This window comes from Frankia sp. Hr75.2, from assembly GCF_949319125.1.
Taxonomy (GTDB): domain Bacteria; phylum Actinomycetota; class Actinomycetes; order Frankiales; family Frankiaceae; genus Parafrankia; species Parafrankia soli.
In genome coordinates, this window is record NZ_CASGGV010000111.1 from 189,390 (window position 1) to 212,563 (window position 23,174).

29 protein-coding genes are annotated in these 23,174 nt (G+C 70.6%); 15 read left to right on the forward strand and 14 right to left on the reverse strand.

Annotated features, from left to right (window positions below):
* The first annotated feature begins 5 nt into the window (after positions 1-5).
* From AC559T_RS10665 to AC559T_RS10675, 3 genes are all read left to right on the forward strand, one after another.
* The gene (locus tag AC559T_RS10665; protein ID WP_498868590.1) at positions 6-884 is read left to right on the forward strand and encodes a serine hydrolase domain-containing protein; all 879 of its coding nucleotides are present in this window, start codon (positions 6-8) and stop codon (positions 882-884) included.
* Between the two features lie 235 nt (positions 885-1,119).
* A complete protein-coding gene (locus AC559T_RS10670) occupies positions 1,120-1,662 on the forward strand; it encodes a 2'-5' RNA ligase family protein (RefSeq protein WP_112106550.1) in 543 nt (180 codons plus the stop codon).
* Positions 1,659-2,828, forward strand: a complete 1,170-nt coding sequence (locus AC559T_RS10675; RefSeq protein ID WP_498868591.1) for a YihY/virulence factor BrkB family protein — start codon at positions 1,659-1,661, stop codon at positions 2,826-2,828. The genes AC559T_RS10670 and AC559T_RS10675 overlap by 4 nt, the downstream gene beginning before the upstream one ends.
* An 80-nt stretch (positions 2,829-2,908) precedes the next feature.
* Here AC559T_RS10675 and AC559T_RS10680 read toward each other — a convergent pair whose 3' ends face one another.
* Positions 2,909-4,687, reverse strand: coding sequence for a D-alanyl-D-alanine carboxypeptidase family protein (locus AC559T_RS10680; protein WP_498868592.1), 1,779 nt, complete (start codon positions 4,685-4,687; stop codon positions 2,909-2,911).
* Between the two features lie 204 nt (positions 4,688-4,891).
* Positions 4,892-5,782 carry a DUF1003 domain-containing protein gene (locus AC559T_RS10685; RefSeq protein ID WP_112108650.1) on the reverse strand — a complete coding sequence of 297 codons (891 nt, stop codon included), beginning with the start codon at positions 5,780-5,782 and terminating at the stop codon, positions 4,892-4,894.
* Positions 5,783-6,330: 548 nt separating this feature from the next.
* Here AC559T_RS10685 and AC559T_RS10690 point away from each other — a divergent pair.
* A complete protein-coding gene (locus AC559T_RS10690; protein ID WP_498868593.1) occupies positions 6,331-7,536 on the forward strand; it encodes a zinc-binding metallopeptidase family protein in 1,206 nt (401 codons plus the stop codon).
* 75 nt (positions 7,537-7,611) lie between these two features.
* Here AC559T_RS10690 and AC559T_RS10695 read toward each other — a convergent pair whose 3' ends face one another.
* Entirely contained in the window at positions 7,612-8,709 is a 1,098-nt protein-coding gene (locus AC559T_RS10695) for a glycerol dehydrogenase (protein WP_112108652.1), read from the reverse strand.
* A gap of 205 nt (positions 8,710-8,914) precedes the next feature.
* Between AC559T_RS10695 and AC559T_RS10700 the strand changes: the two genes are divergently transcribed.
* Positions 8,915-9,601 (forward strand): GOLPH3/VPS74 family protein, encoded by a 687-nt coding sequence (locus AC559T_RS10700; RefSeq protein ID WP_498868594.1) that lies wholly within the window; start codon positions 8,915-8,917, stop codon positions 9,599-9,601.
* Positions 9,602-10,370: 769 nt separating this feature from the next.
* Here the strand turns inward: AC559T_RS10700 and AC559T_RS10705 are convergent.
* Positions 10,371-11,066 carry a MerR family transcriptional regulator gene (locus AC559T_RS10705; protein ID WP_112108653.1) on the reverse strand — a complete coding sequence of 232 codons (696 nt, stop codon included), beginning with the start codon at positions 11,064-11,066 and terminating at the stop codon, positions 10,371-10,373.
* 80 nt (positions 11,067-11,146) lie between these two features.
* On the opposite strand from AC559T_RS10705, the gene AC559T_RS10710 reads away from it, so the two are divergent.
* On the forward strand, positions 11,147-11,371 hold the full coding sequence (locus AC559T_RS10710; protein WP_498868639.1) for an SCO4848 family membrane protein: 225 nt from the start codon (positions 11,147-11,149) through the stop codon (positions 11,369-11,371).
* A 180-nt stretch (positions 11,372-11,551) separates the two neighbouring features.
* Here AC559T_RS10710 and AC559T_RS10715 read toward each other — a convergent pair whose 3' ends face one another.
* From AC559T_RS10715 to AC559T_RS10730, 4 genes are all read right to left on the reverse strand, one after another.
* Positions 11,552-11,914: a type II toxin-antitoxin system VapC family toxin gene (locus tag AC559T_RS10715; RefSeq protein ID WP_498868595.1), complete on the reverse strand. Its 363-nt coding sequence runs from the start codon at positions 11,912-11,914 to the stop codon at positions 11,552-11,554.
* 5 nt (positions 11,915-11,919) lie between these two features.
* Entirely contained in the window at positions 11,920-12,066 is a 147-nt protein-coding gene (locus AC559T_RS10720; protein ID WP_498868596.1) for a hypothetical protein, read from the reverse strand.
* Between the two features lie 313 nt (positions 12,067-12,379).
* Complete coding sequence (locus tag AC559T_RS10725; protein WP_498868597.1) at positions 12,380-13,582, reverse strand: globin domain-containing protein; 1,203 nt, start codon at positions 13,580-13,582, stop codon at positions 12,380-12,382.
* A 56-nt stretch (positions 13,583-13,638) separates the two neighbouring features.
* Complete coding sequence (locus tag AC559T_RS10730; protein ID WP_498868598.1) at positions 13,639-14,079, reverse strand: RrF2 family transcriptional regulator; 441 nt, start codon at positions 14,077-14,079, stop codon at positions 13,639-13,641.
* A gap of 360 nt (positions 14,080-14,439) precedes the next feature.
* On the opposite strand from AC559T_RS10730, the gene AC559T_RS10735 reads away from it, so the two are divergent.
* The 3 genes from AC559T_RS10735 to AC559T_RS10745 are packed head-to-tail and all read left to right on the forward strand — an operon-like array spanning position 14,440 to position 15,988.
* Complete coding sequence (locus AC559T_RS10735; RefSeq protein ID WP_071066082.1) at positions 14,440-15,159, forward strand: helix-turn-helix transcriptional regulator; 720 nt, start codon at positions 14,440-14,442, stop codon at positions 15,157-15,159.
* The gene (locus AC559T_RS10740; protein ID WP_131627063.1) at positions 15,156-15,584 is read left to right on the forward strand and encodes a hypothetical protein; all 429 of its coding nucleotides are present in this window, start codon (positions 15,156-15,158) and stop codon (positions 15,582-15,584) included. The genes AC559T_RS10735 and AC559T_RS10740 overlap by 4 nt, the downstream gene beginning before the upstream one ends.
* A 53-nt stretch (positions 15,585-15,637) precedes the next feature.
* Positions 15,638-15,988: a cupin domain-containing protein gene (locus tag AC559T_RS10745; RefSeq protein ID WP_112108660.1), complete on the forward strand. Its 351-nt coding sequence runs from the start codon at positions 15,638-15,640 to the stop codon at positions 15,986-15,988.
* A gap of 289 nt (positions 15,989-16,277) precedes the next feature.
* On the opposite strand, the gene AC559T_RS10750 is transcribed toward AC559T_RS10745, so the two are convergent.
* Positions 16,278-16,763, reverse strand: a complete 486-nt coding sequence (locus tag AC559T_RS10750) for a carboxymuconolactone decarboxylase family protein (protein WP_018501429.1) — start codon at positions 16,761-16,763, stop codon at positions 16,278-16,280.
* Positions 16,764-17,136: 373 nt separating this feature from the next.
* On the opposite strand from AC559T_RS10750, the gene AC559T_RS10755 reads away from it, so the two are divergent.
* Positions 17,137-18,033 (forward strand): RNA polymerase sigma-70 factor, encoded by an 897-nt coding sequence (locus AC559T_RS10755; RefSeq protein ID WP_018501430.1) that lies wholly within the window; start codon positions 17,137-17,139, stop codon positions 18,031-18,033.
* Positions 18,034-18,064: 31 nt separating this feature from the next.
* Here the strand turns inward: AC559T_RS10755 and AC559T_RS10760 are convergent, their stop codons facing one another.
* Positions 18,065-18,295 carry a hypothetical protein gene (locus tag AC559T_RS10760; protein WP_498868599.1) on the reverse strand — a complete coding sequence of 77 codons (231 nt, stop codon included), beginning with the start codon at positions 18,293-18,295 and terminating at the stop codon, positions 18,065-18,067.
* A 256-nt stretch (positions 18,296-18,551) separates the two neighbouring features.
* On the opposite strand from AC559T_RS10760, the gene AC559T_RS10765 reads away from it, so the two are divergent.
* Entirely contained in the window at positions 18,552-19,070 is a 519-nt protein-coding gene (locus AC559T_RS10765; RefSeq protein ID WP_243657850.1) for an AAA family ATPase, read from the forward strand.
* A gap of 165 nt (positions 19,071-19,235) precedes the next feature.
* Here the strand turns inward: AC559T_RS10765 and AC559T_RS10770 are convergent, their stop codons facing one another.
* Positions 19,236-19,643: a type II toxin-antitoxin system VapC family toxin gene (locus AC559T_RS10770; protein WP_112108662.1), complete on the reverse strand. Its 408-nt coding sequence runs from the start codon at positions 19,641-19,643 to the stop codon at positions 19,236-19,238.
* Positions 19,640-19,900 (reverse strand): hypothetical protein, encoded by a 261-nt coding sequence (locus AC559T_RS10775; RefSeq protein ID WP_018640218.1) that lies wholly within the window; start codon positions 19,898-19,900, stop codon positions 19,640-19,642. Before AC559T_RS10775 ends, AC559T_RS10770 begins: the two co-directional genes overlap by 4 nt.
* Positions 19,901-20,122: 222 nt before the next feature.
* Here AC559T_RS10775 and AC559T_RS10780 point away from each other — a divergent pair, with 222 nt between their 5' ends.
* From AC559T_RS10780 to AC559T_RS10795, 4 genes are all read left to right on the forward strand, one after another.
* Entirely contained in the window at positions 20,123-20,191 is a 69-nt protein-coding gene (locus AC559T_RS10780; RefSeq protein ID WP_498868640.1) for a hypothetical protein, read from the forward strand.
* A gap of 197 nt (positions 20,192-20,388) precedes the next feature.
* Positions 20,389-20,631, forward strand: a complete 243-nt coding sequence (locus AC559T_RS10785) for a type II toxin-antitoxin system HicA family toxin (RefSeq protein ID WP_498868600.1) — start codon at positions 20,389-20,391, stop codon at positions 20,629-20,631.
* Positions 20,624-21,193: a hypothetical protein gene (locus AC559T_RS10790; RefSeq protein WP_112108664.1), complete on the forward strand. Its 570-nt coding sequence runs from the start codon at positions 20,624-20,626 to the stop codon at positions 21,191-21,193. The genes AC559T_RS10785 and AC559T_RS10790 overlap by 8 nt, the downstream gene beginning before the upstream one ends.
* Positions 21,194-21,305: 112 nt before the next feature.
* A complete protein-coding gene (locus AC559T_RS10795) occupies positions 21,306-21,581 on the forward strand; it encodes an SCO4848 family membrane protein (protein WP_071066077.1) in 276 nt (91 codons plus the stop codon).
* 54 nt (positions 21,582-21,635) lie between these two features.
* Here the strand turns inward: AC559T_RS10795 and AC559T_RS10800 are convergent, their stop codons facing one another.
* Together AC559T_RS10800 and AC559T_RS10805 are read right to left on the reverse strand one after the other, a co-directional pair.
* Positions 21,636-21,944 carry a DUF7677 family protein gene (locus AC559T_RS10800; RefSeq protein ID WP_071066076.1) on the reverse strand — a complete coding sequence of 103 codons (309 nt, stop codon included), beginning with the start codon at positions 21,942-21,944 and terminating at the stop codon, positions 21,636-21,638.
* Positions 21,945-22,191: 247 nt separating this feature from the next.
* Entirely contained in the window at positions 22,192-22,758 is a 567-nt protein-coding gene (locus tag AC559T_RS10805; RefSeq protein WP_146776793.1) for a hypothetical protein, read from the reverse strand.
* Positions 22,759-23,174: the final 416 nt, after the last annotated feature.

Below are 23,174 nucleotides of genomic sequence, written 5' to 3' on the forward strand. Positions count from 1 at the left end.
CGGACATGGATGCGCTCAGGCAGCTGGACACGTGGCCCGTGCGGACGGCTGCGGCCGTCGTGCTGCGGTCGCCGGGCACGGGCGGTGCCGGTGGTGCGGCCGGTGCCGGTGGCCCCCGGGCCGTGGCCACCCAGGTCGGCGTGGCAGGCGATCCGACGGTCCGGTTCCGGCTCGCGTCGGTCTCCAAGCTGATGAGCGCCTACGCGGTGCTCGTCGCGATCGAGGAGGGTGCCCTGGCGCTGGACGAGCCGGCCGGCCCGGAGTCGTCGACGGTGGCGCATCTGCTCGCGCACGCCTCCGGTCTCGCGTTCTCGGGCGATCGGGTGATGGCCCGCCCGGGCACCCGCCGCATCTACTCGAACACCGGTTTCGAGGAGCTCGGGCGTCATCTCGAGCGGGTCACGGACATCCCCTTCGATGTTTACCTGGCGGAGGCCGTTTTCCGGCCGCTGGGAATGGGGACGGCCGTCCTCGAAGGTTCGCCGGCGCATGCGGTGACGGCGACGCTGGCGGATGTCGGCGCGTTCGCCGCGGAACTGCTGGCGCCGAGCCTGGTCTCCGCGGCCACGTTCGCCGCGGCGACCTCGGTCGCCTTTCCGGGCCTTGCGGGGGTGCTTCCGGGTTTCGGCGCGCAGCACCCGAACGACTGGGGCCTCGGGTTTGAGATACGCGGAACCAAGAGCCCGCATTGGACGGCTGCCACCAACAGCCCTGCGACTTTCGGCCATTTCGGGCGCTCGGGAACCTTCGTCTGGGTCGACCCAGCGGTGAACGTCGCGTGCGTAGTACTGACCGATCGGGATTTCGGCGACTGGGCGGGCGCGGCCTGGCCGGTTCTCTCCGCGGACGTCCTGGCTGAGCTGGAGATGGCCCGGACGGCCTGAGCGCCACAGGCCCGCCGGCTGGATTCGTCCTGTGATCGGGTGACCGACTCGGGTGCCCGCCGGGTGCGGCCGCCGCGATGCCTGTTCTGTCCTCGGGCGGTCGCGCACTGATGTCAACCCTGGTCCGGAGAAGACAGCGTGGTCTCGTGGGCCATGATGGCGCCATGGTTGGTCGGCAGAGCTCGTCCCGCGACCGCTGGTCGGCCCTTCCGCGGCCCGGCCGGATCCGCGTGACGTGAAGGACTCCGTGCGGTCCATAGGCGTGGCGATCGGTGTTCCGGAACCTTTCCGGACCGAGCTCCAGGACTGGCGGGAACGGCTCGGTGATCCGAATGCGGCCCTCATCGTGCCGCATGTCACGCTGCTCGGCCCGACCGAAGTGCCCGCCTCCCAGCTCCCCGCCGTCGAGCGTCACCTGACGGAGGTCGCCGGAGGCGCCGAGCCGTTCGTGATCCATCTGCGTGGTTCCGGCACCTTCCGGCCGCTGTCCGCGGTGGTGTTCGTGACCCTCGCCATGGGAATCTCCTGCTGCGAACTTCTGGAGAAGGCCGTCCGGTCTGGTCCGTTGGACCGTCCCGTGCGCTTCTCGTACCACCCGCATGTCACGGTCGCGCACGATGTCGACGAGGAGTCGCTGGACCGTGCCTTTGAGTTGCTGGCCGAATATCGGGCGCAGTTCGAGGTGACAGGTTTCGGGCTCTACGAACGCGGCGATGACTGCGCCTGGCGCCAGTTGCGTCATTTTCCCTTCGCGGGCGGGGGTGGCAGACCGAGGTGACAGGACCACGGGAAGCGGTGAAGGCGGGCGTGGGAACGGTGAGCGGCGCCGCGGGCGCGGTGCGGCGCCGTCGCCCGTTCATTGACCACACGGTGCGTGCGTACGGTCGCTATACGTCGGACGGCGGTGACCGGCTCGCCGCGTCCACGACATATTTCGCTTTCCTGTCCTTCTTCCCGATCGTGGCGCTGGTCTTCTCGATCGCAGGGTTCGTCGTGGACACCTATCCCGACGCCCAGGCCAAGCTCACCGAACAGATCAACGACTATCTGCCCGGCCTGGCCGACAGACTGGACGTCTCGACCATCGGCCATGCGAAGGTCGGCGCCGGCCTGATCGGTCTCGCCGGTCTCCTCCTGGCCGGGCTGGCCTGGGTCTCGGCGCTGCGCGACAGCATCCGGCTCGTCTGGCACCAGAGCCTGGAGACCGGCAACTTCATCGTGCAGCGCCTGCGGGACATCGCGATCCTCACCGGTCTCGGCCTGACCCTGCTCGTCTCGCTCGTCGTCACCAGCCTGGCGACGTCCGCGACCGGGGTGTTCCTGCGCTGGGTCGGGCTGGAGGGGAGCACGGCCGCCGCCTGGGCCACCGGGCTGCTCGCGCTCGTGGTCGCGCTCGCCATCGACGCCGCCGTGTTCGTCTACATCTTCTGGCGGTTGCCGGAGCGCACCAACCGGCAGCGGGTGCTGCGCGCGGCCGCGCTGGGCGCGGTGGGCATCGAGCTGCTCAAGCTGCTCGGGACCTGGCTGGTCGGTCAGACCACGTCCAACCCGGTCTACGGCATCTTCGCGGTCATGGTCGGCCTGCTCATCTGGATCAACATCGTGATGCGCTGGATGCTGTTCGTCGCCGCCTGGGCGGTGACGGCACCGTACGCGTCGGACGTCCACCCGTCCGGTACCGCCCCGGCCGACCCGGCGGGCCCCGACCTTGCCGGGGCGGACGGGCCCGGGCCGGAGGGGGACCGCGTTGCCCCCGAGCCGCCGGCCGTCCGGTCCGCGCGATCCTGGCGTGACGACCGGAGCACCCACGACGATCACGATGGCCACGATGGCCACGATGGCCACGCCGGCGAGGACGGCGAGGACGGCCGCTCCTGGCGACCGCGATGGCCCTGGCGGCGCGGCGCGGCGCGCCCGGCGGACCGGGCGCCGGTCGGGCGCTGACCGGCGCGCCACGCCTCAGGGACCAGGCGGCCTCAGAGCGGGCGGCCTCAGGGCTGGGGGAGTTCGAGGACTGGGCGGGCTCAGGGGCGGGGCGAGCGGGCCGTGCCGAACGGTGGAGTGTCGGTGCGGGACGAGTCGGCCCGGCTCCGCCCCGGTTCGGGGTGCAGCGAGGGCAGACCAACGAGGTGGCGCTGGCCGTTGGCGTCGGTGCGCGGCCGGGGAGCCGACGCGGCGGAGCGGGTCGCCTGGTACTCCTCGACGACGCTCTGCCGCTCCCGGCGGGCCCGCGCCGCCGCGCTGTCCCGCCGCGTCCTGTTGGTGCCTCTTCGGTGGCCTCTTCTCCCCGGAACTTCTCCTGGGGTCGTGGAGCGTCCGCGCCGTCCGCCGGACTGCCCGAGGCCCGCTGCATCCCACCGGCCCGCGCTGCCGCTGCCGGAGCGGGTGGTGCGCCCGGTGGCCCTCCCGGCCACGCCGCGCCGGCGGCGGACCCGCCCGAACACGGTGAGGGCCGTCGCGACGACCGTGACGGCGAGGGCCGTCCAGGTGACGGCGCCCACGTCTCCGGCGTCGCCGGTGGTGGCCCGCCCGGGCGGGCTGCCGCCGTCCTGTCCGGCGCCGCGGCTGTCGGCGCGCCCGGCGCGCTCGCCGGTGCCACCCGGTGCGGCGCCGGGGGCCACGGCCCCACCGGCGGTGGTCGGGTCGCCTGGTGTCACGTCGGAGGGCCCGGCGAGCCGACCCACCGGGCGGACGTCGGCCGCGTGCGCGAAGCCCCAGTCGAGCAGCGCCCGCGCGTCCGTCCCGTAGGCCGGCGCCGTGCGCAGTAGCGAGACGATGAGCGTCCGGTCGTTCCTGGTCGCCGCGCCGACGAACGTCGCCCCGGCGGCGACCGTGTAGCCGTTCTTGATGCCGATGGTGCCCTCGTAGCTGCCGATGAGGGTGTTGTGGTTCGCGATCTCGAAGCGTTCGTCGCCGCGGCCCGGCAGCGAGGCACGCGGGATGGTCAGGTAGCCGCGCACGATGGGGTCGTTGAGCGCTGCCCGCCCGATCACCGCCAGGTCGTGGGCCGTCGTGTGCTGACCGGGGGCGTCGAGACCGGTGGGATCGCCCGCGACGGTCTCCGACGCGCCGAGCGAGGCCGCGAGCCGGTTCATCCGGTCCAGTACGGCCTCCCGGCCGCCGGCCGCCTCCACCAGCGCGACCGTGGCGTCGTTGCCGCTCGCGATCAGCATCGCCGTCGCGAGGTCGCGCACGGTGTAGCGGACGCCGGGGACGAGCCCGACCCGGGTGCCGTCCACCTGGGCGGCCTGGTCGCTGATAGTCACCTCACGGTCTGGCGGGAGCCCGGGGAGCACGGTCAGCGCGGTGAGCATCTTCATCGTGCTCGCCGGCAGGTCCGGGAGGTGCGCGTTGTGCGCCGCGAGGATCGCGCCGCTGCCGGCGTCCGCGACGAGCCACGCCTCGGCGGTGATGCCGGCCGGCGGTGGCACGGTGGTCTCCGCGGCGCCTGTGGTCTCCGCGGTGTCCGCCTGGTCGGTGGCGCCCGCCGTGCCAGTTGTGCCTGCTGTGCTGGTAGTACCGGCGGACATGCCCGCCGCCGTTCCGCCGGCGCTCGCCGGGCCGGCCTCGTCCGCGGTGGACGATGTCGTACCGGCGGACGCCGTCCCGGACGCCCCGGTCGCCGTCGAGGCCGCGGCGAGCGGCTCGACGGCGAGGGCACCGGCCGGGAGCGTGCCGGCGGTCAGCGGGCGGGCGGGCGGCCTCCTGGCAGGCAGCGGATCGCCCCCGGCCATGGCAGCTGACGGTGGTGCGGTGCCCAGAACGAGGACCAGGGCCGAGGCCAGCCCCACCGCGGCGCTCACCACCCGGCGGAAACGCTCGGGCGGATCGGTACGTCGTGGATCGGTACGTCGCGGATCGGGGTGGTGCGGGTCGGGCGGGGTGAGACCCTCCCGAGCGTCCTCATCGGTGCGGCGCTCGAGCGGGCCGGATCGGGGTCGACGCGTCCGGCCGGCATGCACCTACCGAACGTTACCGGTCGATCTTCATCCGGTGAGTTTGTCGTGTCACGTGTCTCGGATTCGTGCTCGCGTCGGTCGGATGGGTACCTTTCGTCCGGCCCGCGAACCACTTCGCGCCGGGACGAGAAGATGGCCCTGTGTGGCTGCCCCGTCCGGGGAGAGCGCGCCCGGCGCCGGGACGACGACCAGAGCCGGCTCCGGGACGGTCGCGGTGTCCTGACCCGCGTGATCCGCCGGCGCATCCGCCGACGCCGTCGGGTGTGCGTGTGCGGGCTCGTCCACTGTCAGTGTCGCGACTGTTGACGTACCGGGTACGGACGGCCAGGCCACGCCGCCGCGCGCGGGGCGCTGCGCCGACCCGTTCGGGGTGGCCGCGAGGGGGTGCGCCGCCGGTGCCGTGGGCTGGAGCACCATGCGGAGCAACGCCTCGATGTCACCACGCAGTGACTCGAGCTGGTTCGTCAGCTCACCGCGCACGTACTGCCGTGTGGCGGCGTCGCTCTGGGCGAGGCGCAGCGCCGCCACCTCGCGGGCCAGGAACTCGGTGTCCTCACGCATCCGGATGGCCGCCGCCCGGTCCTCCGCGAGCGAGGCACGGTCCCGGTCATCCTGCCGGTTCTGCGCGAGGAGGATCAGCGGGGCGGCGTAGGCCGCCTGGGTCGAGAACGCCAGGTTCAGCAGAATGAACGGGTAGGGATCCCAGCGCATGAGCGGCAATGCGATGTTGAGTGCGATCCAGACGATCACCACACAGGTCTGGATGGCCAGGTAGCGGCCGGTACCGAGGAAGCGCGCGATGGTCTCGGCGCCGCGGCTGATCGTCTCGCGGTCCACCCGGCCCGCGATCAGTGGAGATCGGCCGGCGACCGGGATGTCGAGCCGGTCCGATCCGGTTCCCCGGCGTGCCGCGAGACGGCTGGCGGTGTTGATGCTCATAGGAGGTCCCCTCCGCGCTCGGCCGTCGCGAACGGACGGAGCCGATACGCACTTCAGAGCAGGCTGCGCGGGAGAAATCCCATCGCGGCCCGGGTCGACACGTTGCTGATCGACCGCACCTGCCGGAAAGGAACCCGGGAGATCACCTGACCCCGGGCGTCATGGACGCGGGCTGGACTGACTGGCCGTGCCGGCCGCCACGAGGAGGGGCGGCCGCGCCGACGGAACCATCCGCCGCGGACCGATCGTCAGCCGGCGTCCACCAGCAGGAAGCGGCTGTTACTGGAGCACCCGCCAGGACTCACAGCGGCCACCTCCTCTGGTCGGCCTCCGTAGAGGATCCAAATGTTGTTGTCAAGGATAGCCGCCCCTTGCGATTGTTCCGCTATGGGGTCGTCCGTGACCTGTGTCGCGCCGCCGTCACATGCTGTCGTGCCGCCGGTGATCTCGCCTGGTAGCCGGCCCCGCGGGCGGTTCCCGCCGCGTGGGTCGGGTAGTGGATGGCGGGATCACCAGACCGCGCGGACTCCTCTCGAAACGGATCACTCATGCTGGCTTTCGGTTGCGCCTACTGTGGCCAGCTTGTGTTCTTCGAGAACTCGACGTGTCTGCGCTGCGGGTCGGCGCTGGGGGTGGCACCATCCGCGCGACGCCTGATCACCCTCGTCGACGCCGGCGACGGACTGTTCCGGGAGCGGCCCGCGGTGGCCGACGAGGCGGCGGCTCTCGCCGCCGAGATCACCGCGCCCGCCGGGGCCCCTGGAGCCGGGATCCCTGGAGGAGACCGGTCCGTCCCGGCCGAGCCACAGCAGCCACGGTACCGGCGGTGCGGCAACATGGAACTCGCCGGCTGCAACTGGCTCGTCGAGCTTGCCCCTGGCGCGGCCGGGCCGCCACCCGGGCAACTGTGCGCCTCCTGCCGGCTCACCCGCACCCGCCCCAACGACGCGGACACGTCCGCCGCCGAGCTGTTCGTGCGGGCCGAGGCGGCCAAGCGACGCCTGGTCTTCCAGCTCCTCGACCTCGGGCTGCCGGTCGTCTCCTACGCCGACGACCCCCGCGGGGGACTGGCGTTCGACCTACTCAGCAGCACCTACGAGAACGTCGTGACGGGCCACGGTGACGGGGTGATCACCCTGGATCTCGCCGAATCCGACGACGCGCACCGGGAGAGCGTCCGCGCGCGCCTCGGCGAGCCGTACCGGACGCTGCTCGGCCACTTCCGGCACGAGACGGGCCACTACTACTGGCCCAGGCTCGTCGGGGCAGACCCGGCCGTGACCGGACGATTCCGCCAGCTCTTCGGCGACGACCGCGCCGACTACGGTGAATCCCTCGAACGCCACTACAAGGAGGGGGCGCCGGGGGCCTGGAGCGAGCGGTACGTCAGCGCCTACGCCACGATGCACCCGTGGGAGGACTGGGCCGAGACCTTCGCCCACTACCTGCACATCATGGACGCCCTGCAGACCGCCGCCGAGTACGGCCTGCGCACCGACGGCCCGGACCCGAGGCGCTTCGGTGTCGACCTGGAACGCTTCGTCGCCCGGCCGGCGCCCCTGCCGCCCGCCGCCCGCCGCGCCACGGCCGGCTTCGACGAGATCGCGGCCCAGTGGCTCCCGCTCACCTACGCCCTCAACGCGGTCAACCGCAGCATGGGCTTCGATGATCTCTACCCGTTCGTCCTGACGTCCACCGTGCTGGACAAGCTGAGCTTCGTCCACGACCTCGCGACGGCCCGCGCCACGCGGTGACGGCCGCGCCGTCGTTACAGCCACATGGACGTGACGGCCCTCGTCGGCGGGCCGGCCACCGCGGTGACACTCGGGTCAGCGGCTGGCCCGGCCGGCGGCGTCGGCTGCCAGGATCGCGTCGACGATCATCGGCGGGTCGAGGTCGAAGGGCTCGTTGTGGGCTGTCTCCCCGTCGGCGAGCGCCCGGACGGCGATGCCGCGCAGCAGCTCGATCGGCGGATCCGCCAGCCCCACCTGGGCGAGTGTGCGCGGCAGCCCCACCCCGCCGCAGAACGCGAGCACCTCGGCCAGCTCCTCCTCCGGCCGTCCCTCGACCACGAGCTGGACGATCAGCCCGAACGCGACCTTCTCGCCGTGCAGATACCGGTGGGTCTCCGCGGCCACGGTCAGGCCGTTGTGCACCGAGTGCGCCACGGCCAGCCCACCCGACTCGAAGCCCAGCCCCGACAGCAGCGTGTTCGCCTCGACGACCCGCTCCAGCGCCGGTGTCACCGCGCCGGCGCGCACCGCGCGGATCGCCGCCGCCGCGTCGTCGAACAGGATGCGTCGGCACAGCTCGGCCAGCGCGCCGGCCGTCGCCGTCTGCGCGCCGTCGAGCTGGTTGGCGCGCCGGGCCTCGCCGACGGTACGGGCCTCGTACCAGGTGGCGAGCGCGTCGCCGATCCCGGCGACCAGCAGGCGGGCCGGCGCCGCGGCGACCGCGGTGGTGTCGACCAGGACCAGATCCGGGTTGCGTGGGTAGAACAGGTACCGCTCGAACGCCCCGTCCTGGGAGTACACGACGGACAGCGCGCTGCACGGTGCGTCGCTGGACGCGGTCGTCGGGCAGGTCACCACCGGCACGTCGAGCGCGGCGGCCGCCGCGCGGGCGGTGTCGAGCACCTTCCCGCCACCGGCACCGACGATCACCGTCGCCTCCGGGTCACGCGCCGCCGAGACGACCCGGTCGATCTCCTGGTCGCTGCACTCGCCGCCGAACAGGTGCACGGAGTAGGGGATGCCCGCGCCGTCCAGGCTCGTCCGCCAGGTGTCCTCGAGCAGGCGCAGCGGGGCCCCGCTCGTCACGATGACCGCCGGGCCGGTCAGGCCGAGGCGGGCCATTTCCGGCCCGAGCGCGGCGGTGGCATCCCGACCCTGGACATATCGACCCGGCGACCCGAACACGGCGAGCATGGACGATTACGGTAGCGGTTCCGCCGGGCTGCGCCAGCATGTCCGCTCCCCGGTGCGCGATCGAAACGCCGGCGGCTGGGTAGGCCCGGAGCTGGCAGGACAGACATGTCACGTCGAGACACCTCGCGCGGCGCGGCTCGCGTGCCCATCGGCCGACCGCCGTCGGCGTCGCGTGGTCCGCGGTCTCGGCGGGGAGGAGGCCGGCGTGCTGCTCGCGGAGGAACTGCTGCTACTCGCACTGGACCCGGAGAAGGGGAAGCCGGTCAACTCGTCCCGCGCGGCGGTGACAGTCGGGATGAGCGGCGCGCTGATCGCCGAGCTCGCCCTCGACGGCCGCGTCGAGCTGGACGGCGAACGGTTCGTCCCGGTCTGGCCCGCGCCGGGGCACCCGCTGCTGGCCGAGGCCAGCAGCCACCTTGACCGCATGCGTGGGGACAGGAAGGTGAAGCGCGCCGCCGACCAGATCCGCGCGCTGGACAAGGCGCTCGACGGCACCTGGGACAGGGTCGTCGGTGGCCTGGTCGAGAGCAGGGTGCTGGCCCGCGACCGCCGCCGTGTCCTGCTCTTCCCGGTCACCAGGTACCGGGTGCGCCAGACCCGGGCCCGCGAGGACGTCCTGCGCCGGGTCCGGGCGGCGGCGTCCGACGGCGGGTCGATGGACCCGCGCACCGCCACGGTGCTGGCGCTGTCCGGGCCGTCGCGGCTCCTCGAGGTCGTCGCGCCCGAGAGGTCGGGCCGGGACCACGCCCGTGCGCGCATCGAGGCCGCGACCCGGAACACGCCCGTCACGCCCGCGGTCAAGAAGGTGCTCGACGAGGCGGCCGCGGCCATGGTCGCGATCACCGCCGCGACGTCGGCCGCCACGTCGGCGGCCACGATCTCGTCGAGCTGACCGGCGCGGCACCGCCGCGGACGACGAGCTCCCGGCGCAGGACCCACTTTTCCGCGGCACCGAATACCGTTTATGCGCCTGCTCCGGGAACGCGGTCGAAGGGCTCGGGTCGCCGGTCGGTCCGGGCGTGCCTACCGTGGATTTCCCGATGGCACCCCGCGGATCGGAAAAGGACACTCCTGGGCTGGGCGGGCCTCGGCTGAAACCGGCGACGTCTCGACCGGGAAAGGTCGTCGGAGGTCGTGCGGACGCTTTCGAGGGGGCGGATTCCATGAGACTTCTGACGGTGGCAATCGCCGGCCGATCATCGTCGGGCTCTACCTGGCCCCGATCGCCGCGATCTTCTTCCTGTGGTTCCTCGCCGCCACCCGCGCGCGGATCGAGGGCCGGAGAACCGGCTCGTCGCCACCGTCTTTCTCACGAGCGGCCTGCTGTTCGTCACCTGTCTGCTCGCGGCGAGCGCGGCCTGGGGGGAGCCTCGCGGCGGCCGTCGAGTTCCTCGACATAGGCCCGTTTATCGACGCGTCCACGCTCGGCCGTCGCGGCGGCGCCCTCTCCCGACCGGTCGTCGTGATCGGCTACCTGGCCGCCTTCGTCCTGCTGTCCTGGGTCCCTTACCTGGACCAGCTCGCCCGGGTGCTTCCTCTGGACCTGCCTGGTCGGCATCGAGATCCTCCGGACCGGAATCCGCCCCAGAACCTGAGGCCCCACCCGGGAGCCGGCGTCGGGAGGTTCTCCGTCGAGGCTGATTCGGCGTTACGCGCGGCGGTCACGGCATTGGGAGCAGACGGAGGTAGGACCAGGCCCGTTCGCTGATCGCTCCATGCGTGGCGGCCTCGGCGCCACGACGGTCAAGTTTGGCGACGATCGCGGCCTGGATGTCCGGGTCGCCCGCCGCCATCTCACCGAGCAGCCGGTGCCACTGCCGGACAGCATCCTTCGCCTCATCGCTCGTCAGGGCGGCACCTGTCTCGACCAGCGTGCGGATCGTGGTGTCCAGTTCGCGCGCCCGTCCCGTCCAGTCCGCCAACGCGGTGCTCGAGTGGCGAGCCTTGAGCCGCTGGAGCTGCTCCGGCGTGAAGGTGGAACCAGTCATGATCTCCTCCAACGCGGTGAGAACGCTGTCGCTGTCAGCGTGTTCGGCTGTTCTGATCCGGCGGCGAGCCAGCTCGAGATCGGCAATCCGGTCGTCGAGCTCGCGACGTCGGACGCGGATCAGGGCGGCCAGCAGGGCGTCGTCGCCGTCGATGACCTCGCCGACTTCGGCGAGCGAGAGGCCGACCATCTGAAGCGCGAGGACATGCCGGACGCGGACCGCGTCGCTCGGCCGGTAGCGGCGGTGACCGCTCGCCGTGCGCGTGGCGCGCACGAGCCCGATGGCGTCGTAGTGGCGCAGCGAACGCACGCTGACTCCGACGGAGCTCGCGAGTTGCCCGATTGTCCATGTCTCGGCAGGCGGGTGCATGCGTACGACGGTAGAACCTGACACAGCGAGAGGATCAAGTCGATTTCTGTGGACACGCTGGAAGCGCGTCAGCCTGGTTCCTGATCGCAGTCGGCGTCTGGACGTGGGCCATCTGGCCCAATTTCCTTCGGAACGTGTGGAAGGATGATCGTTCCTGGGACGACGGCCCGACCGGCTTCTTCACGGTCCACCTGGTCCTGACCGTCGTCTCGCTCGCCATCGGCTCCGTCGTCGGCTGGCTCGGCATCCGCGGTGTGCAATCGGTTCGGGACCGCGACTTGGCTACGCAGCCACGAAGGCCGTGAGCTGAAATATCGCTGCGGCGGCTGTATCACTGGCTGCCACGCCCCTCGGCAGATCTCCTTCATCGGGCTGCCGAAATCCGAGTGCCTCACGAAGTGGTAGCCTACGGAGATCTTGAAAGCGGCGTCGAAAATCTCCAGGGAGAGCGCATAGGCCCGGTAGAATGTTGCGGGGCCTTCTCGTCAAACCCTTGTAAAAGAGCAGAGTCTCCCTGTTCGAAAAGAGCACGACGAACCCCGTGCCCCGAATTCCGTGCCGCTCGACTTTCCTTCGCCTTCGATTCTGCACTGGTTGACCAGGTCCGCGATCCGCAGCCAGTCGGTCGGGTGGACGGTCTCGATATCGAACGCTTCAGAAGCCAGGTCCGCGAGGAAACGCAGTTCGGCCTGCGTGCTGAGCCGGCTACCGAGAAGGTAAACCACCTCGGTGATCACAAGGGTGGAGACGGTCGGCGGGCCGGGATAGGTCTCCAGCAGGTCCGCGCAGGCCTCGTGATGTTGATCGTCGGCGTCGACATACGCGTAGAGAGGGCCTGCGTCGACCACGAGGGCTATGGCGCCACCTCGCTGGCAAGGATCTCCTCCATGCGTTCGGAGACGTCCTGTCGCCCGCTGCGGCCCGCGCCCCGAGCGCCGAGCACACGCCGGCCGCTGGCGGCCTCGCCCCGTTCGAGCAGCTCGGCAAGGCCCGCCGGCACGATCGCGGCCAACCGCCGGCCGCTATCCGTCAGGTAGACGACCTGACCGGAGGCGGCAGCCTCCCGGACGACCTCGGCAAGTTGGTCATCGGGTAACGGGGCGGCATCTCCGTCAGGGCGACATCGTAACTGTGGTGCACTCGCTCACCCGCTATCGATCTTCTTGCTCGGGAGGTGGGGCGCATCTGTGGTCCTCACCGCTCAAGCGACAAGCAGTCGCTCGACGATCACGATCTGTACATCACATGCGGATCGGTGAGCCAAGCGGCTCGCTCTCCGCCGAGACGCTCCGCGAGCGGCTTCCGATCGGCTGCTACTCGGGTTTGCCGGCCCACAGGTCGGGGCCGAAGACCTCGTACTGGATGCGCTGGGCGGGAACGCCTCGGTCGAGCAGGCCGGCGCGGATGTCCCGCATGAACGGGATGGGGCCGCACAGGTGGACCCGGGCGTCGGCCGGGACCGGTACCCGGGCGAGGTCGAGGAGCCCGAGGTACTCGTGTGCCGCCAACTCGCCGTCTGCCCGCTCATACCAGGTGCGCAGGTCGAACGAGCGCAGCAGCCGGCCGAGCGAGACGAGTTCTGCGTGCAGCGGGTGCGTCCGTGGTGAGCGGTCGGCGTGCGCGATCACGACCTGGCGGTCGGGCCGCGCGCGGGCCAGGTGGGCGAGCATGGCGACCGTCGTGGTGATTCCGATGCCGGCGCTGATCAGCAGCAGCGGGCCATTGCCAGCGGGCAGCGTGACGTCGCCGGCGGGTGCGCTCAGCTCGAGGATGTCCCCGTCCTTCACGCTGTCATGCAGGAAGCTGGAGACCAGGCCGTCGGGGGCTCCGCTCGCGCCGGCCACCCGGCGCACCGTGATCCGGAGTGAGTCCGCACCGGGCGCGTTGGACAGCGTGTACTGGCGCGGCTGCCGACGACCGTCCGGGAGGTCCACGGCGACCGAGACGTACTGCCCGGGCAGGTGGGACGGTAGGGGTCCGTCGTCCGCGGGAACCAGCTCGAACGACACGACGCCCTCGGCGTCGGGCACTCGCGCCGCCACCCGCCACCGCCGCCAGGGCTGGGCCGGGTCCACTCCGGCCTGCTGGTAGAGCCGGGCCTCCTCCGCGATCAAGGAGACCGCGAACAACCAGTAGACCTCGTCCCACGCGGCGTGGACCTCTGGCGTGACGGCGTCGCCGAGGACCTCGCCGACCGCGGCGAGCAGGTGCCTGCCGACGATCGTGTACTGCTCGGGGAGGACACCGAGGGAGACGTGCTTGTGCGCGATGCGTTCGAGCACCGGGCCGAACGGCGTGTCGCTCGTGCCGACGAGGTGCTGGGCGAAGGCCACGACGGAGGCGGCCAGCGCTCGACGCTGGACCCCGTTGGCCTGGTTGCCCTGGTTGAACAGGCGGAGCAGCTCCGGATGGGCGGCGAACACGCGGTCGTAGAACGCCGAGGTGATGGCGACTCCGTGCGCCGCCACGGCGGGGGCGGTGGCGCGTACGACGTCGGTCGACCGTTCGGACAGCATGGCGGAACCTCCGTGCGGCAGCAGGGTGGGAAGGGTGACGGGGCTGGCCGGCCTGCCTACGGGCCAGCCCGGCCGGGGGGTGTCAGGGCGAGCAGGACCGGCCCGGCGGGTGGGCCGACGAGGTCCTCGATGGTGACCGCGTCGAGCGTCGTCAGGAAGCTCTCCTGTGCCTGGCGCAGCAGTGGCCGCAGCAGGCAGGCGCATCGCAGCGGGCAGGGCGGCGCGTCGCACGCGATGACCTCGCCTGGTCCTTCGAGCGCTCGCACGATCTGCCCGACGCGGGCGTGGGACGCCTCGGGGGCAAGCAGGACACCGCCGGCGCGGCCACGCATCGTGACGATCAGCTCCAGCCGTTGCAGCCTTTGAACGATCTTCGCCATGTGCGTGACCGGTACATCCAGCGACTCGGCGAGATCGCGGACGGTCAGGCGGGACGTGCGCGTCGCCGCGAGCATGAGCACACGCAGCGCAAGATCGGTGGACTGCGTCAGCTGCATCGTTCCGACACCTCCTCGACCGCCACCGGGACCGTCTTCTATGACGTGTAGAAGCTGACGACGGCCACGCTAGCAAAGAGGACTTGGCAGTACCTCTTTCTGCGATGTGACGGTCCCAACCGGGTCGCGGTGCCGGCTGCGCCGCCCACACCCGGGCATGGGTATGGGCATGGGCATGGTCTTTGGTCCTTGCCGGCAGGCCGTCTGGTCGCCTCCGACCGGCCCTCCGCCCCCTGTTTATACAAGCGTCGGTTGTATAAATTCAGGTCACGAGCCGCGTGATCGGGAAGGCATGCGTCGCCGCGAGGGACGGGGCGGGCGTGGCGAGGCCCCAGCACCCCGCGGTCAGGGAGGTGGGCGATGAGGTCCGACCCGAGACCGGCCGCTGCCGGGCGGCGCCACGACGTCCTGCGGGTGCTCAAGGCGGCGAACGGGCCGCGCAGCATCACACAGATCGCCACGAGTCTCGGCGTGCATCCGAACACCGTCCGGTTCCACCTGGACACGCTCGTCGAGAACGGGCAGGTCGAGCGGGCGCCGTCCGACCGCGATCGGCCCGGCCGGCCACCGTCGCTGTTCCGCGCGCGTCGGGGGATGGACCGGACGGGGCCGCGGCACTACCGACTTCTGGCCGAGATCCTCGCCGAGAACCTGGCCGCCGAGCCGGACCCGGGCGCACGGGCGGTCGCGGCCGGTCACGCCTGGGGGCGCGGCCTCGCCGCGGCGACGCCCGGCGCCTCCAGTGAGCAACGGCCTGTCGGGCGCGGCGACGGCGGCGACATCACCGGACCGGCGGAGCCGGCCGAACGGTTGGTTCGGCTGCTCGACTACCTGGGTTTCGCGCCGGATCCGCCGGACACCGCGACGTCCGCCGGCGCCGACCTGCGTGTCGGGCTGCGGCACTGCCCGTTCCTGGACCTCGCCGAGACCATGGCGCGGGTCGTGTGCCCGATTCACCTGGGTGTCATGCGCGGTGCCCTCGAGGCCTGGGCAGCGCCGCTGACCGTCGACCGGCTGGAGCCGTTCGCCGAGCCGGACCTGTGCCTCGCCCATCTGGTCCCCGCGCGGGCCGGCTCATGACCACCGGACAGTCGGTCGCCGTCGCGATGACGTTTCTCTGGCTGGGCATGGTGCTCGCCATCTCGTTCCTGGAGGCGCCGCTGAAGTTCCGCGCCCCCGGCATGACCCTGAAGATCGGCCTGGGTGTCGGTCGGCTGGTCTTCCGGGCGCTCAACACGGTCGAGGCCGTCCTCGCGGTGGTGGTCGTCGCCGCCCTCGCCGCGGACCGGCCTCCTGCGGCCGCCCTCGTCGTCCTCGCGGTGGCGGTCGCGGTGCTCGCCGCGCAGCTCGCGTTCGTCCGTCCGCGGCTGACGCGCCGTTCCGACGCGGTCCTCGCCGGCCTGGACGCGCCCCGCTCGCGCGCGCACCATGCCTACGTCGCGCTGGAGACGGCCAAGGTCGCGACGCTGCTCGCCGGCGGCATCCTCCTGCTGACAACGGCCTGACCGCGAGCCCACCAGACACGGGCCCCACCAGACACGGGAAGGAAGATCGCGCCGTGGAGAAGACCTCATTGACCGCGCTGGCAGACGAGCAACTGGCAGTGGCCCGGCAGGCTCCCGCCGGCCGCGCCGCGCACACCATCCACGGCGGGCACGACCATATGCTGCGTCAGACCGTCATCGCCCTGCTCGCCGGCCGCGAACTCGCCGAGCACGAGAGCCCCGGCGAGGCGACCTTGCAGGTACTGCGGGGCCACGTGCGGCTCACCGCCGGCGAGGAGACCTGGGACGGCGGTGCGGGCGACCACGTCACTATCCCGCCTGTACGCCACGCCCTCGCGGCCGTCGACGACTCGGCGGTTCTCCTCACCGCAGCCGGTCAGGCATTCCGGGCCACATCTCCGTAGACGCTGACCAGCCCGAGCCCGGTTCGATCCCGAGTCACGATGCGTGCCACCCCTCGGGAGCGCTGCTGCCGACCAGGGCGAACACGGTGGCCGTGGCACCGCCACCGCCAGGACGGCGACTGTCGAGTCCACGATCCGACCATCCGCCGACGACAGCGAAGGGCGCAGTACCGACCATCTGGCTGAATTTGTAGAACATTCACCTATGACCTAGGTACTGGTCGGGTGTCGTAGCCACTGGACGCGGCGGCCCGGCCGGGGGATGAACCCCGGCCGGGGCACCCCCCGGTCAGCTCGCGAAGCTGGCGGCCATGCCGGGTTCGTAGCCACCCGCTGGGTTGCGCACGATCACGTTCATCCGGTTGGCCGCGTTGATCAGGCCGAGGAGGCAGACGAGGGCCGCGATCTGGTCGTCGTCGTAGTGCTTGCGGATCTGGGCCCAGGTCTCGTCGGATACGCCGAGGTGGGCGTCGGCGAGCCGGGTTCCCTCTTCGGCGAGTGCCAGCGCGGCTCGCTCGGCCTCGGTGAATACGTCTGCCTCGCGCCAGGCGGCGACCAGGTTGAGTCGGGTGGAGGTCTCACCGGCAGCCGCGGCCTCCTTGGTGTGCATGTCGACGCAGAAGCCGCAGCCGTTGATCTGGCTGGCCCGCAGCGACACCAGCTCCTGGGTGGGCTTTGGCAGCGACGACTGGTGGATCACCAGGCTGGCGCTCGCGAACCGCTTGCCGAACCTGGTGGCGAGCTCGTTGCCGAACATGTTGAATCGGGCGTCCATGATGTCGTCCTCACTCGTGGTGTTGCGTGCTGCCGCACTGGACGAACACCAGATGCCAGCGACCCCAGTCCCCGTGACGACGTGGCCTTATGACCTGGACCACATATCACTCCGACCGTCGGCTCGCGATCGGCGGATCAGCCGCCATCGGCCGCGGTCGCGACCGGCCCAGTCGGACGTCCATCGGCGATATCCGGCCCCGCTGTCCACGCTGCCGTCCCGTCGTCGCGTGACGGGGCAGCCGACGGCGGAAGGGCTGCCCTGGGTGTCACAAACCGGCGGGGTCTGGCGTCTCATGGCTGGTCCAGCCGCGCGTGAATAGGAGTTATCCATGGCCGGTACTTCGCCGATGACGCCCGACGCTGTGAGGCCCATGAAGGAGGACGCCTGTCCAGACCCCGCTACCGAGGTGTTCCTCGCCCACCGCAACCTGCTGTTCACGGTCGCCTACGAGATGCTCGGCTCGGCCGTGGACGCGGAGGACATCCTCCAGGAGAGCTGGCTGCGCTGGGCAGGCGTCGATCTCGCCACCGTGCGGGACCAGCGGGCGTACCTGGTGCAGATCACCACTCGTCAGGCGCTGAATCGACTGCGCACGCTTGGCCGGCGCAGGGAGTCCTACGTCGGCCCCTGGCTGCCAGAGCCATTGCTGACCGCGCCCGACGTGGCCGAGGATGTCGCGTTGGCCGACAGCGTCTCCATGGCGATGCTGCTGGTGCTGGAAACGCTTCGGCCGACCGAGCGGGCCGTGTTTGTGCTGCGCGAGGTGTTCGACTTCGGGTACGACGAGATCGCGGCAGCCGTCGACAAGAGCCCGGCCACGGTCCGCCAGATCGCTCACCGGGCGCGGGCGCATGTCGCCGCGCGCCGTCCTTGTGCGGTCGTCTCCGCAGCTGAGACCCGAGGCGCGCTCGACGCGTTCCAGCGGGCGGTCGAGACCGGCGATCTGCAGAACCTGCTGGACATCCTCGCCCCGGACATCGTCCTGCTGGGTGACGGCGGCGGGGTCAAACAGGCCGTGTTGCGCCCTGTCGTCGGAGCGGGCAAGGTAGCCCGGCTGCTAGCCGCCGGGCTGGGCAGGATCGACGCTGTTATGTCGCTGCAGCAGGTACAGGTCAACGGCTACCCGGCGCTGATCCTCCGGCTCGACGGCGAGATCGACAGCGTTGTGGCGGTACGCATCGACGACGGCCTCATCACCGGGCTCTATGCCGTCCGCAACCCCGAGAAGCTGTCGCGCATCGAGCGGGAAACCGCCCTTCGCCGCTGAACGCGGCCAGCGAGTGCGGACAGGTCCAGCCTCACGCGCACTCGGCTTCGGCTGCGGATCCACTGTTCGACACCGCCGTCGAGGTGCCCGGCGACACGCAGTAGATCATGGTGGACAACGCGTCCGAACTCGCGCCCCACACGGAGACCATGGCTGGCGGCCGGTGCGAGGCTGGTGGGGTGACTCTGTCGAAGCGTGCGTCCTGGTTCCTGATCGCGGTGGGTGTGTGGACGTGGGCGATCTGGCCGAATTTGTAGAGCATTCACTTATGACCTAGGTACTGGGCCGACGCTGACGCGGCGGCCGGGAAGGTACGGCCGTGCTCGCGGTAGTCCCAGACGATGGTGCGGAGGAGGACGGCGCGGCGGGTGCTTCGCCCTCGTCTGCGCGGGTGCGGTGTTCGAGGCAGGCGGGCCCGTTGAACGCGCGCAGCGCCGCGCGGAATGAGTAGTCCCCGCTTTACTCGGCCGGGGGCGTCGGCCCGTACCTCGGGCGCAACGACCGGCAGGGTGATCGTGATGACCGGGCCGCCTGGCGCGGGCAAGACCACAGTCGCCCGGCAGGTGGCCGACCGGCTCTCCCTCAGCGTGCACCTGCACGCCGACGACTTCTGGCACTTCATCCGCCAGGGCGCCATCGCGCCCTACCTGCCCGAAGCACACCACCAGAACACGATTGTCATCGATGTGGTGGCCCGCACCGCGTTCGGCTACGCCGCCGGTGGCTACGACGTCATCTGCGACGGCATCATCGGCCCCTGGTTCCTCGACGCGTTCCGTGCCGCGCGCACGGCCAGCGGAATCGAGCTGCACTACCTCGTGCTGCGCCCCGACGAGGCGACGACGCTCCGCCGAGCGACCAGCCGGACCGCCACCGACGCCTTGACCGACCCCGAGCCGATCCGCTCGCTTCACCACCAGTTCAGCAGCCTCGACATCCTCGAGCCCCATGTGCTGGACTCCAGCGGCATGGATCCTGCGGCCACGGCTGAGGTTGCGCTGCGCGGGATCGCCAACGGTCACTACCGGCTCAGCTGAGCTCTATCGGTCCGCCACACGGTCCACAGTTCTGACAATTCCTCGGTACTGGATCTGGGCCATGCCGTGCCGGTGGTGGCCAGTGCCTGCGAGGGCGCCAGACGGCGGGTAACCCGCGTGAGGAGCGTCCCGCTGGAGGGGCACATGTCGCCGATCGATGATCGACTAGGGCAGGAGGGTGAGCGTCCGATTGGCTTTGACGACGGTGAAGTGTCGGCGGTCGACGGTGGCGACCTCGTCAACGCCGAGTCGTTCGGCGCAGGCGATCACCGATGCGTCCACGGTGCCCAGGGGCAGGCTGCGGTACTGGTTGACCAGGTCCGCGATCCGTAGCCAGTCGGTCGGGTGGACGGCCTCGACATCGAACGCCCCGGAGGCCAGGTCTGCGAGGAAACGTAGTTCAGCCTGCGTGCCGAGCCGGGTACCGAGTAGGTAGACCACCTCGGTGATCACAAGGGTGGGGACGATCAGCGGTCCGGGATGGGTTTCCAGCAGGTCCGCGCAGGCCTCGTGATGTTGGTCGTCGGCGTCGACGTACGCGTAGAGCGGACCGGCGTCGACTACGAGGGCTATGACGCCACCTCGTTGGCGAGGATCTCCTCCATGCGTTCGGAGATGTCCTGCCGGCCGCTGCGGCCGGCGCCCCGAGCGCCGAGCACCCGCCGACCGTTGGTCGTCTCACCCCGTTCGAGGAGTTCGGCGAGACCCGCCGGTACGATCGCGGCCAGCCGCCGGCCCTTGTCCGTCAGGTAGACGACCTGACCAGACGCGGCAGCCTCTCGGACGACCTCGGCAAGTTGGTCGTCGGGGGGGAGCGGCATCTCCGTCATGACGACATCGTAACTTTGGTTCACCCGCCTCACCCTCTATCGATCTTCTCGCTCTGGGCGGGCCCCGATGGTCCCGTCGATTCAAGACCGCTTGAGCAGCAGGCCCGTCGCGACTCCGGCCGGTATCCCACCCTATGGCGATCAACGTGGCTGAAATCGCGCGCCCACAGAGAGGCCACGGCGCCTGTGGGTGCCAGGCTGGTGGGGTGACTCTGTCGAAGCGTGCGTCCTGGTTCCTGGTTCCTGGTCGCTGTTGGTGTGTGGACGTGGGCGATATGGCCGAATTTGTAGAACATTCACCTATGACCTAGGTGCGGCGCTCCCAGAGCTTGTGTCGTGTCTCCTCGTGTCCAGGACGCCTTCTTTCACACGCGGATGTCTACGCTGGATCGCATACGTGATCATGGTGTGGAGGTGCGGGTGGAGGCGTTCTCTCGAACTGATGGTGACGGGTACCGCCGTCGGCGAGCCTTGATCTCCATGTTGTCGTGACGGGGGAGTTCCCATCGCTGAAGGCTCGGCAGCTCCTGCGCGTGCTCGGGCTGCTGGGGTACCAGGTGACCAGGCAGGACGGCTCGTCCCACCGATGGCTGGAGGCGGAAGGGCGCCCGCGGCTCCGGTTGGCGTTCCATGATCGTGTGACTGTTGGTCCGGGCCTGGTTCGTCAGATACTGGTGAAGCAGGTGGGCCTGACCGTGGAGGAGACACTGGAGGTGATCCATGGTGGCTAGGGTGATCACGGTGATCGTGCGGCGGGACGGCGAGTCCTGGTCGGCATGGTCGCTGCAGTGCCCTGGTCTGGCGGTTGCGGAGCCGACCGCAGCGGAGCTGCGTGGGGCCCTGCCCGAGGCGCTTACCTGGTACTTCGACGGAGACTCCGACTTCGAGATCCTTGTGCATCTTGAGCAGGAGCTGCGCGGGGTCGTCGTTCGGATTGCTCAGGATGCCTTCGGGTGGGAGCGGCAACTGGTCGCGGAGCGGCTGGGTGCTGCGCTCGGCGTCGAGGACCAGGCGGAGCGGCTGCGTGCGGCGCCACCGAACTCCGTGGGGGAGATCGTTTATGTGTGCGCGCTGCCGACTGACCCGATCTCCTGGCTGACGGCTCAGGTTGACGACGTCGCAGATCCAGTTGTCGTTGCGCTGCCCGCGGCAGAGTCGATGCTGTGGACCCTGCAGTTCGGTAACGGGAGCCGAGTCGGCGCCGGGCCGGTCGACGTCGGCTACCTGCCAGACACGACATTCGGCGAGATCATGACGACGTTCACCGGGCCCGGGCTGAAGCTCAGCGCATAGGGAGTCTCGGTGATCCGGCTTCTGGAGGTGGTTGTGCCCGCCGTGCTCGACCTCACGTGGTGCGACCGCCCTTGATCGGCTGGTCCGGTCGCTCGGGTGCGAAGCTGGTGGGGTGACTCTGTCGAAGCGTGCGTCCTGGTTCCTGGTCGCTGTTGGTGTGTGGACGTGGGCAATCTGGCCAAATTTCCTTCGGAACGTGTGGAAGGATGATCGTTCCTGGGACAATGGCCCGACCAGCTTCTTTACAGTCCACCTGGTCCTGACCGTCGCCTCCCTCGCCATCGGCTCGGTCGTCGGCTGGCTCGGCATTCGCGGGGCGCGCGCGGCCCGTCTCGGCGCCTCCAGCGAAGCTGTCGCGTCTGACCGATTGATCGGTTCCGGTCGCTGACGCCTCCAGCGGGTCCGATCCGCGGATTGCGATCGCGGCTCCTGCGCGGGAGAGTCAGTGGAGCTCGCACTCCCACGGTTCGAGCTCCGGTTCACCGGACGGATGGCGTCCCGTGCAGTACCGGTAGAGCCAGAGGGCAGCGCGGCGCTCGGCGTACTTCTGGTTGGTGGGTTCGCCCTGGTCGTCGAGTTCAAGGACGTTCGTGAAGATCGCGAAGCAGATCTCCATCTGGGATGGCGACTCCTTCAGCTCCGTCCAGTAGTCGATGCCGTCCAGCAGTGGATGGCCGACCGAACCCCTGGCGACCCACCCGGCGAAACGGCCGATTGCTCCCGACGCACCATGGCTGATCCGCTCAGACACGCCGGAACCCTACCTGCGGCACACCGCGCACACCGCGCACGGCAAGGACCCCGGCGGCCCGATGCGCCGACGGGGCCCACCTCGCTTCGCTCGACGCCCGTGCGTCGGAGCGTGTCCGAGTGTCGCCCGCTGATCCCGGCGGGCCGCGGCGTAGTTGCTTCTGCGCGTCAGGACACGGGAGATCATCGGCGTGTCGTCGGCCTCGGTCACGGCTCGAGGGCTCGGCTTGAAGTGGCAAGCGGATGGGTCAGCGTGGCCGCGGCAAGGCGTGGTCGGTCGGCAGGGCGACCTGGCCGGTGACGAACTCGCTCCACAGGCCGAACGAGTACGGGCCGTGTGGGTCGGCCGTCTCGACATAGCTGACCGGACGGCCGCCGGCGGTGGTCGTGGCACCGAAGGTGATGACGAACCGGGTGGTGCCCGGCCTGTTCTGCGGCGGGGTTTCGTTGGGTGGCAGCAGTTCGTCGATCGCCCAGGTGTACTCCCGCTGATACGGGATCGTGGCCCGCTCGAGCGTCTGCTCGAGTACGAGGCCGGTGGCGGGAAACGCGAGAAGGACGCCGGGGCCGCCGGCGACCTGGCTGTTCACCGCGACGGCCTCCACCTGGCTGCCGTCCAAATAGGTCCCGACCGCCGAACCGACTCTCGACCCAGGCGGGCAGGCGGCAACGCCCTCGGTGTCAATGGTCTGCCTGGAACAGACCGGGAACGCGGTGGGATTGAAGCGGAGGGCCGAGTCGAAGAGAAAGACGAATCGCCGGGCGCCGGCCGGTATGCCGCCGTCGGCCGTGCGGCTGTGACGGTCGAATGTCACCCGCACGCCTCGGGGGGTTCCGGTGCGGCTGACCGAGACCTTCAGCCGGTCAAGATTCACCGGGCCTTCGACCTCCGGCTCCGCAGGGCGCTGTGGTCCGAGTGGGGCCGGATCCGGTGGGGACGGAGATCCTGCGGCCGCGCCGGTGGCGGCGGTGAGAAGCAACGAGGATATCCCTGCTACGCAGGCTGCGATTATCCGCGCGGACATCGCCGCGCCTCGACGCGGTCGCCCCGCGCGCCTGCCTGTACGGTTCGCCGACACCGCAGCGGACGTCCGTAATGCGGTTGGGTTTCCCATGCCAGCGGTAACGGCCGGAGTGTGTGTCAGGTTCCGAACGGCGGCGCGTGGGCGGACGATTCACGTGCTCCGCAGCTCTGCGTCGAGTCGTTGTGGCCAGTCCTCGTCAGCCAGGC